10 protein-coding genes and 1 pseudogene are annotated in these 8,501 nt (G+C 67.9%); 5 read left to right on the top strand and 6 right to left on the bottom strand.

Annotation, left to right across the window (positions count from 1 at the left end):
• The 5 genes from G3N99_RS29440 to G3N99_RS29420 form a co-directional block, all read right to left on the bottom strand.
• Positions 1-266, bottom strand: a 266-nt coding sequence (locus tag G3N99_RS29440; protein WP_206124135.1) for a tetratricopeptide repeat protein, incomplete at its 3' end; no start/stop codon positions are given.
• A gap of 178 nt (positions 267-444) precedes the next feature.
• Positions 445-1,119 carry a prepilin-type N-terminal cleavage/methylation domain-containing protein gene (locus tag G3N99_RS29435; RefSeq protein ID WP_206124134.1) on the bottom strand — a complete coding sequence of 225 codons (675 nt, stop codon included), beginning with the start codon at positions 1,117-1,119 and terminating at the stop codon, positions 445-447.
• Entirely contained in the window at positions 1,103-1,534 is a 432-nt protein-coding gene (gene gspI / locus G3N99_RS29430; protein ID WP_174986725.1) for a type II secretion system minor pseudopilin GspI, read from the bottom strand. Before gspI ends, G3N99_RS29435 begins: the two co-directional genes overlap by 17 nt.
• Positions 1,535-1,841: 307 nt before the next feature.
• The gene (locus G3N99_RS29425) at positions 1,842-2,048 is read right to left on the bottom strand and encodes a hypothetical protein (RefSeq protein ID WP_041493247.1); all 207 of its coding nucleotides are present in this window, start codon (positions 2,046-2,048) and stop codon (positions 1,842-1,844) included.
• 340 nt (positions 2,049-2,388) lie between these two features.
• A complete protein-coding gene (locus tag G3N99_RS29420) occupies positions 2,389-2,994 on the bottom strand; it encodes an alpha-ketoglutarate-dependent dioxygenase AlkB (RefSeq protein ID WP_206124133.1) in 606 nt (201 codons plus the stop codon).
• Positions 2,995-3,374: 380 nt separating this feature from the next.
• On the opposite strand from G3N99_RS29420, the gene G3N99_RS29415 reads away from it, so the two are divergent.
• Positions 3,375-3,962: a malonic semialdehyde reductase gene (locus G3N99_RS29415; protein WP_174937298.1), complete on the top strand. Its 588-nt coding sequence runs from the start codon at positions 3,375-3,377 to the stop codon at positions 3,960-3,962.
• A 73-nt stretch (positions 3,963-4,035) separates the two neighbouring features.
• Here the strand turns inward: G3N99_RS29415 and G3N99_RS29410 are convergent, their stop codons facing one another.
• A complete protein-coding gene (locus tag G3N99_RS29410) occupies positions 4,036-5,184 on the bottom strand; it encodes a metallophosphoesterase (protein ID WP_174937296.1) in 1,149 nt (382 codons plus the stop codon).
• Positions 5,185-5,418: 234 nt separating this feature from the next.
• On the opposite strand from G3N99_RS29410, the gene G3N99_RS29405 reads away from it, so the two are divergent.
• The 4 genes and pseudogenes from G3N99_RS29405 to G3N99_RS29390 all read left to right on the top strand — a co-directional run.
• On the top strand, positions 5,419-5,787 hold the full coding sequence (locus tag G3N99_RS29405) for a hypothetical protein (protein ID WP_206124132.1): 369 nt from the start codon (positions 5,419-5,421) through the stop codon (positions 5,785-5,787).
• Positions 5,788-6,049: 262 nt separating this feature from the next.
• The gene (locus G3N99_RS29400; protein WP_011354664.1) at positions 6,050-6,343 is read left to right on the top strand and encodes a hypothetical protein; all 294 of its coding nucleotides are present in this window, start codon (positions 6,050-6,052) and stop codon (positions 6,341-6,343) included.
• A complete protein-coding gene (mdtN, locus tag G3N99_RS29395; RefSeq protein WP_174937292.1) occupies positions 6,340-7,389 on the top strand; it encodes a multidrug transporter subunit MdtN in 1,050 nt (349 codons plus the stop codon). The genes G3N99_RS29400 and mdtN overlap by 4 nt, the downstream gene beginning before the upstream one ends.
• A pseudogene (locus G3N99_RS29390) lies at positions 7,370-8,501 on the top strand (FUSC family protein); the annotation flags it as partial. The gene mdtN and the pseudogene G3N99_RS29390, both read left to right, overlap by 20 nt.

The following is an 8,501-nucleotide window of genomic DNA, read 5'->3' as shown; positions in this document are numbered from 1 at the left end:
GGTGCGATCGCAACCGACTGGCGCAGCAGCGCTTCGGCGTCGTCGGCTGCCCCGCGCTGGAACTGCAGGATGCCGTACAGGTGCAATGCCTGGGGATTGTCCGGCTCCTTCTCGAGCACGGCGAGATATTCGCGCGCCGCGTCGTCGAATCGTCCGGCGCTGTGCCAGTTTTGTGCGCGGCTCAGGATCGCCGCCGATTGCCGTTGTTCGCGCGCGTCGAGTCCCGACGCGCCCGCGTGTGCATCATGCCGGTGCTCGACCGTCACGTTCGCCCCCTTCCCGTTTGCCGATGCCGCCGCCGATCCGGTTCGATGGAACCGGTCGCGGCGGCCATGCTCGTCACGAGACTAACGGACGGGCAATAACAGACGTATGACGAAAGTTACGGACCATTTTGTCCGGGGGACGGAACACACGCCGTGCCGGGGGCCGCGCGCGCCGCCGTCACTGGCCGATCGGAATCGTCCGCACGTATTCGACCGCCGGGGCGCCCATCGTGACCGAGAAGCGCACCCCGCGCGGCACCGGCACGCCGATCGACGTGAAGTTGCTGATGCCGTGCTGCGCGAGAAACTGCGCATACGACTGTTCGATGACGGCCTGGCTCGTCGTCCATCCACTGGGCGGAATCCACACGGAAAGCTGCATCGAGCGCGCATCATTGCTGACCACCACGCGTGCGAACGCATCCATGTGATGCAGCGCGTCGTCGACTTCGGCGAGCGACGCAAGCGGCTGCGACGCACTGCGCACGAGCTCGCGCCCCTTGAGCTGGTAACGCACGACCTGCATCTGCGTCGGCCCGCCGCCGACGCCGAGATGGCGCACCATCACGAGTTCGCCCGGACGGATGCGCAGCGGCGGCCCGAACACTTCATCTGGCGTCACGAGGTTCGTCAGGTCGAACTGCAGTTGAGAGAAGTAGCGGCCGAGCAGACGCGTTTGCGCCAGATTCGACGCGATATCGTCGCGACCGCGGATCGTCGCGTCGAGGCCGCGCCACGACAGCAGCGCGATCACGGCGAGCAGCGCGATCGCGACCAGCATCTCGATCAGCGTGAAGCCGCGGGCACGAGTACCGGCACGCGCCGCCGCGCACGGGTTAGTGGCGCGCTTCATTCTGGATCACCGTGACGACTTCGGCGAGCACGTTGCGGCTCGACGCGGACGGATACACGCTCACCGTCACGCGACGCACGAGCGGGCTCGGCAGCGCGGCCACCGACTGGCGGCACACGAACCGGTAGCGGCCCTGCGGGCAGGCAAACGTGTTCGTGCCGACGGACGGCCAGGTCGATGCAATGCGGATCTCGCCGAGCGCGTTGTCGGCGCTCCATAACGCGAGCAGGCGCATGCGCGCCATGTCGGTATCCGACGCGAGCGCGCCGATCGCGCGCATCACGGCGCCGAGCGCCACGGCGACGATCGCCAGCGCGATCAGCACCTCGATCAGCGTGAATCCCCGTTCCGGCGCCCGCGCCGTGCGCGCTCCGCCGCGTGCCTGGCGGTTGTAGTCGGTTCTGTCGTCGCACATGACCTGCATTCTTGTCGATGGGTCGGCGTCCGGCGTCCGGCATTCCAATCGCGGCGCGAAGCCGCTTCGCCGGCGCGACGGACGCCGTGCAGGGACGTTAAGCGTGGCGTATGGCACACACGTGTCGAATGGTACGGACCATTTGGCGCGGCGGGCTCGGGTGGACGGGCGTGCAAACACGCCGCACGCACTGTCGCGCGAAGCGCGACAGGCGACGGAAAACTGAAAACGATCGGGAAAGAACCACCCGGCGACGGGCGGTGAGCGATGGAGACGATCCTCGGGCGGCGGGATCGACGCGACGGCGTCAGGCCGTCACGGCGTCGTCATACTCGGCGCGGGCAAGCTGGCCGGCGGCGTAGGCCTCGGCTTCGCCGCGAAAGCCTTCCTGGCTGAACGCAACGACTTTCACGCCAACGCCGGTCGCCCGCTTCACCGTCAGCGCCCATTGCCATCCGCCGTCTTGTTCAAAGACGTGCAGCGAGGGTTCGAAGGAAGGGTCGAATACGGTCACGCGTTTTGCTCCTGCCCCCTTGCGCACCGTATCGGCAACGCTTGAGGCATGTCGAAAGGATCGCGCCGGGATGCGACGCGCTTCTGCCATTCGACAGTCTAGTCAAAGATTGTTGCGACGCACCATCAGAGGTTTCACTCATCTATCGGAACCGACCGGTCGATCAAAATTTTCTGAAACCTATATGACACGGGCCTCAGCGCCGTTTCAACGCGCCCGGTTCAGCGCCGATGCGGCAACGTGCCGCATACGAGACTGCTTGCCTGCATCGATCGCCCGTGACTCGCAGAAAAGGGGCGCGAATCGTCCGGCGATCCAGGCGCTTTGATGACGACAGTTGTTACCGGCCCGTACCAGCCGGCATCACCCGCCGAAACGTCAGGTTCACGCGCTCGCCCTGCACGCCCGGCGCCTTCGGCACGCGATGCTGCCATTCGGCCTGCGTGCGCCCGCGCATCACGAGCAGGCTGCCATGCCCGAGGCGATACGCATGCGTGACGCCGGTCTTGCGATGGCGAAGGTCGAACACGCGCATCGCGCCGAGGCTCACCGATGCGATCACCGGCGCATCGCCCAGTTCGGGCTCGTTGTCCGCATGCCAGCCGAGGCTGTCCTGCCCGTTGCGGTAGCGATTGAGCAGCACGCTGTTGAAACGCGCGCCGCACGTCGCCTCGACCGCGTGCTTCAGGTCGAGCACGGCCGGCGTCCACGGCGCCGGCACGTTGCGGATCCCCGAATACACGTAGACGGCATCCGGCTCGCCCTGCCATGCGGTCAGCCGCGGCAACGGAATGCGTCCGCGCGGCGTGCGGATCGTGTCCTGCTGCCACGCGACCTCGCCGATCAACGCGGCCAGCGCGCGATCGGCATCGGACGGCGCCAGCCAGTCCGGGTACCAGTCCACGTCGGGTGCGGGCGTGTCAGCGAAGAGATCGGGTGTCGACATGTCGAGAGAAACAGGCGATGAACGGAGCGAACAGTGCATGCCTGCATACTAGCCAACGGCGTCGCACACTGCCATGCGCTGTCATTCGCTGACAAGAGGAATCCGCCGCGCCCGAGATGCACGATGCACGATGCGAGTTCGCGGTTTGCGGTTTGCGGTTTGCGGTTTGCGGTTTGCGGTTTGCGGTTTGCGGTTTGCGGTTTGCGGTTCGCGGTTCGCGGTTCGCGGTTCGCGGTTCGCGGTTCGCGGTTCGCGGTTCGCGGTTCGCGCGTCACGCTATCATCGCGGCGTGTCGCGGCCCGCCTTTTCGAAAGGGGCCGCATGGTTTCTTCTTCCCTGCCGGCCGGCTCGCCCCGGCCGCTTTCCTTCCGGATCCCATCATGACGACGCTGTCCGACTCCGCTCTCGACCAACTGTTTCTCACCGCGCGCACGCACAACGCGTGGCAGGACAAACCCGTCGACGATGCACTGCTGCACCGGCTGATCGACCTGACGAAATTCGGCCCGACGTCGGCGAACACGAGCCCCGCGCGCTTCGTGTTCGTCAAGTCGCCCGAAGCGAAGGCGCGCCTGAAGCCCGCGCTGTCCGAAGGCAATCTCGCGAAGACGATGGCCGCGCCGGTCACCGTGATCATCGGTATGGACATGGCATTCCACGAGCACCTGCCGCGCCTGTTCCCGCACGCCGACGCACGCAGCTGGTTCGCCGGCAACGATGCGCTGATCGAGGCCACTGCGTTCCGCAATTCGTCGCTGCAGGGTGCGTACCTGATCCTGGCCGCGCGCGCCCTCGGCCTCGACGCGGGCCCGATGTCCGGCTTCGACGGTGCGAAGGTCGATGCCGCGTTCTTCGCGGGTACCGCGATCCGGAGCAACTTCCTCGTGAATCTGGGCTACGGCGATCCGGCCGGCCTGTTCCCGCGCAGCCCGCGCTTCGACTTCGACGACATCGCCCGCATCGAGTGACGGCTGCCGGTCAGGCCCGGTTCCCGCTGATGACGGCCCGGCGCCGGCCTTTTTCCAAACGGGGGAACGTGCGCTACGCGCCGCGCGTCAGCCGGATCAGCGTGATCTCGGACGGCACGCCGAAGCGGTTCGGCGGCCCCCAGTATCCGGTGCCGCGGCTCGTGTAGAGCCACAGGTCGCCGAAGCGGCTCAGCCCGCCGATCACCGGCTGCTGCAGCCGCACGAACGGTGGCCATGGCAGAAACTGGCCGCCGTGCGTATGCCCCGACAACTGCACGGTAAAACCGGCGCGATTCGCCGCTTCCGCGCTGCGCGGCTGGTGCGCGAGCAGGATCTTCGTGCCGACGTCGCGCGGCGCACCCGCGAGCGCCTGCACGGGATCGCTGCGATGAGCGGGATCGAACCCGCCCGCCGTGAAATCGGTGACGCCCGCGAGCACCGCGTGCGCACCGTCGTGCTCGATCAGCACGTGCTCGTTGAGCAGCACCGTCAGCCCGATGCGCCGGAACTCGTCGATCCACGCATGCGCACCCGCGTAATACTCGTGGTTGCCCGTCACGAGGAAGCTGCCGTGCCGCGACTGCATGCGGCCGAGCGGCGCCGTGTGGTCGCGCAGGCGCTTGACCGAGCCGTCGACCACGTCGCCCGTCACGACGACGAGGTCGGCATCGAGCGCATTGACCGCGCGCACGATCCGTTCGACGTAGGGCCGCTTGATCGTCGGCCCGACGTGGATGTCGGACAGTTGCACGATCGTCAGCCCGTCGAGCCCGGCCGGCAGCCCCGCGACCGGGATCGACACACGCTTGACCGCCGCCGTGCGGCGCGCACCGACGAACCCGATCACGGTGACGAACACCGCACCGGCCAGCACGCCGAGCGCCGTGTCGGTCGCGGCGGCAGGCCACGCGCCGTCGTGCCCGAGATGCCGCCATCCGGACACGCCGAGCAGCACGAATTCGCGGAGGAACGTCAGCAGGAGCAACGACGAGAAGAAGCCCATCACGAGCGAACCGGCCCAGCCGGCCAGCGTCGCGGCCCAGCCTTCGTCGAAGCGGCGCGAGAACATGCCGACCGGGATCAGCACGACGAAGCTCGCCAGCACGAGTGCCGCGATCGTGCGCGCGACCGGCGACGTGAACGCATCGGGAATGATCCGTATCCCGACGTACAGATGGAACAGCACGCCGATTGCAATGAACCGGACAAAGAAACTTCGCATGGAACGCTCACCTTCGTTGCGATACCGATACCGCTTCCGCGCCGCGTGTTGCACGAGACCGTGAGGCCCCGTGCCACGCGGCGCGCCATACGTACGATGGTACACAGATCGCGGCTTTGACGACCGGTCGCCGGCCGGGCTTCGACGCCGCTCGTCGCAACGCTCGACCGCGGCTTCATCGGCCTGCCCGACGTGAATGACGTTGACGCCTTCCTGAGGCCCGTCGTGACCGACGTGCAACGCACGCTGCGCTTGCCCATCCAGGTCAGTCACTTCGAGAACGGCAGCCGGATGATCGATGCGAACGTTCGTGTCGTGCCCGAAGGCGCCGGGCGCCACCATTCAAAGCCGATGGCACTGCGCGTCGTCGCTCACGCGGGCGAGCAAACGAGCAGACGGCTCGGGCCGAGCGGCCGCCGCAAATCTGCGACACCGATCGCGACGCGCTACCGCGCTTCACACGCAATCCGGTCGACCGACTCGCAACACCGCCCCCGATCTGCCGGATCGACCACATTCCGGTGCGTTCGAACGGCAATCGGCCGTTTCCGCACCGATTCCGCGCTGCCGACACGACAAATCAGCCACCCTTCGTTCGTCTGACGATCCTTTACAGTCCGTTAGCAACCCTACGCGAGCTTGCACTGGCAGAATCGCGAAGGTCCGACCATCATTGCAGAAACGCGGTGCCGAACGCGCGGACGCGCCCTCTACCGGAAATCCCCCCACGGTGCACAGGGCGGGTGGCTGGCGGTCCGCATCGCGCTGATTTATTATCGGCTCCGTATCCCGGAATCGTCGTCGCGGCGACGATCCGCATTGCGCCGTGCCCGGCATCCACCCCCAACGTCGAGCTCGTCACACCATGAGAAAAACAACGCCGCGCGCGCCCTTGCGCGTCGCCGCCGTCCTGGCGCCAGCCCTGCCGCTCGCGGGCTGCGCATCGCGCGGCGCACCGTCGTACGTCCTGTTCGGCGCGTATTTCCCGCTTTGGCTCGTCAGCGCGATCGTCGGTGTCATCGGCGCGATCGTCGCGCACCGCGTATTCGTCGCGACCGGCTGGGCCGCCACGGTGCCCTACCAGCTGGCCGTCTGCACCGCGATCGGGCTCGTGGTCGCCGTGATCGTGTGGCTCACCGGCACGGGGCCGTTCGCATGAAGGCCGCCGGCATCGCCCGCCCCTCCGTCAAAGGCCGCGTGATCGCCCTGGCGATCGTCGCGCTCGGCATCGCGGCACTCGTGTACGCGTACTACCGCACGACGGCCTACCCGTCCACCGACGACGCGTCGATCGACGCGGACGTCGTGCACGTCGCGTCGCCGGTCGGCGGCCGCATCGTGCAGCTCGCGGTGCATGAAAACCAGCGCGTTGCGAAGGGCGACCTGCTGTATGTCATCGATCCCGTGCCGTACCGGTTGACGGTTGCCCAGGCGCAGGCCGACCTCGAGCTCGCACGCGCATCGCTCGACACGCGCCGCCGTTCGCTGATCGGCGAGCGCTCGAACGCGGCCGTGGCCGCCGAGCAGGTCAAGCGCGCAACGCAGAACCACGACCTTGCCACGCGCGACGTGAACCGGCTCGCACCGCTCGCCGCGCAGGGCTACGTCAGCGCGCAGCAGTTCGACCAGGCGAAGGTCCGCCAGCGCGACGCCGCCGTGTCGCTCACGCAGGCGCAGGAACAGCAGCGCGCGTCCGCGCAGACGATCGGCGACGAGGCCGACGCGATCGCGACGCTGCATGCGCGCGAAGCCGCGCTGGCCCGCGCACAGCATGCACTCGAAGACACCGTCGTGCGCGCGCCGCACGATGGGCTCGTCACGGGCCTGAGCGTGCTCGCCGGCGAAACCCTTGCGCCGAACCAGTCGATCTTCACGCTGATCGACGCAAGCGAATGGTTCGCCGTCGGCAACTTCCGCGAGACGTCGCTGAGCCGCATCGAGGTCGGCGACTGCGCGACCGTCTATTCGATGATCGACCGCAGCCGCCCGTTGACGGGCAAGGTCGTCGGCGTCGGCGCAGGCATCGCCGACAGCGCCCGCATCAACCTGCCGCGCACGCTGCCGATCGTGCAGAACTCGGTGAACTGGGTGCACGTCGCGCAGCGCTTCCCGGTACGCGTGAAGCTCGACGAACCCGACGGCAAGCTCGTGCGCGTCGGCGCCAGCGCGATCGTCGAGGTCCGGCATGGCACTGCCTGCCGCTGAGGTTCGCTCGCCGGGCCCGCGCGAAGTCCTGCGACTGCTCGCGCCGTTTCCGGGGCGCATGTCGATTGCCGTGCGGGTTGCGCTGATCTGCGCATTGACCGCGCTCGTGACGGCCGCCTACGGCACGCCCGAAGCCGCGCTGTCCGCGTACGTCGTGTTCTTCATGATCCGTGCCGACCGCGTGACGAGCGTCGTGCTCGCGGCCGCGCTGCTGGTGATCGTCACGATCGTGATCGGGCTCGTGCTCGGCATCGCGATCTTCAGCATCGACTATTCGATCCTGCGGGTCGCGTGCATGGCCGTGCTGTCGGTCGGCCTCCTGTACCTGACGTCGGCCAGTAAGCTGCGCCCGGTCGGCGCGATCCTCGCGATGATCGTCGGCTTCGGGCTCGACCAGCTTGGCCTCGCGCCGTTCGGCGAAGCCGCGACGCGCGCGCTGCTGTACATCTGGCTGACGATTGCGATCCCGGTCGGTGTCGCGGTCGTCGTCAACCTGATGATCGCGCCGTCGCCGCGCAAGCTCGCGCACGCGCAACTCGCGAAGCGCTTGCGGCTCGCCGCGCAGCGGCTGCGCGGTGACGATGCGGCGCGCGACGCATTCAACGCCAGCCTGCACGAAGGCGACAAGCAGCTGCTCACGTGGCTCAAGCTGTCGAAACTCGAAGGCTCGTCGTCCGCCGCCGATTTCGCGGCGTTGCGGCAGGCCGTGGCATCGAGCACCGCGCTGCTCGTCGGCGTCGCGCTGGCCGATCGCGAACCGGGCGCGCGGCTGCCCGATGCATATGCGACACCGATCGCCGCGACGCTCGACGAGATGGCCGACATCCTCGACCAGGGCGGCTACCCGGTCGACGTGACGCTCGCGCTGCCGCCAGCCGACTCGCTGCCGCCGCTCGCGCGTGTTGCTGCGACGGATCTCCAGGCGGCGATCACGCATTTCGCGGAACTGGCCGCAACGACCGATGTCGCTTCGACGGCTTCGACGGCTTCGACGGCTTCGACGGCTTCGACGGCTTCGACGGCTTCGACGGCTTCGACGGCTTCGACGGCTTCGACGGCTTCGACGGCTTCGACGGCTTCGACGGCTTCGACGGCTTCGACGGCTTCGACGG

The organism is Burkholderia sp. Ac-20392 (assembly GCF_017104585.1).
Classification (GTDB): domain Bacteria; phylum Pseudomonadota; class Gammaproteobacteria; order Burkholderiales; family Burkholderiaceae; genus Burkholderia; species Burkholderia lata.
The sequence above is the reverse complement of the archived record's forward strand: the minus strand, read 5'-3'. Positions and strand labels throughout refer to the sequence as shown.

Coding starts and splice junctions, on each gene's coding strand:
- G3N99_RS29435 (WP_206124134.1), bottom strand. CDS start 1,119: ATGAAGCGCGCCACTAACCCGTGCGCGGCGGCGCGTGCCGGTACTCGT.
- gspI (WP_174986725.1), bottom strand. CDS start 1,534: ATGTGCGACGACAGAACCGACTACAACCGCCAGGCACGCGGCGGAGCG.
- G3N99_RS29420 (WP_206124133.1), bottom strand. CDS start 2,994: ATGTCGACACCCGATCTCTTCGCTGACACGCCCGCACCCGACGTGGAC.
- G3N99_RS29415 (WP_174937298.1), top strand. CDS start 3,375: ATGACGACGCTGTCCGACTCCGCTCTCGACCAACTGTTTCTCACCGCG.
- G3N99_RS29410 (WP_174937296.1), bottom strand. CDS start 5,184: ATGCGAAGTTTCTTTGTCCGGTTCATTGCAATCGGCGTGCTGTTCCAT.
- G3N99_RS29400 (WP_011354664.1), top strand. CDS start 6,050: ATGAGAAAAACAACGCCGCGCGCGCCCTTGCGCGTCGCCGCCGTCCTG.
- mdtN (WP_174937292.1), top strand. CDS start 6,340: ATGAAGGCCGCCGGCATCGCCCGCCCCTCCGTCAAAGGCCGCGTGATC.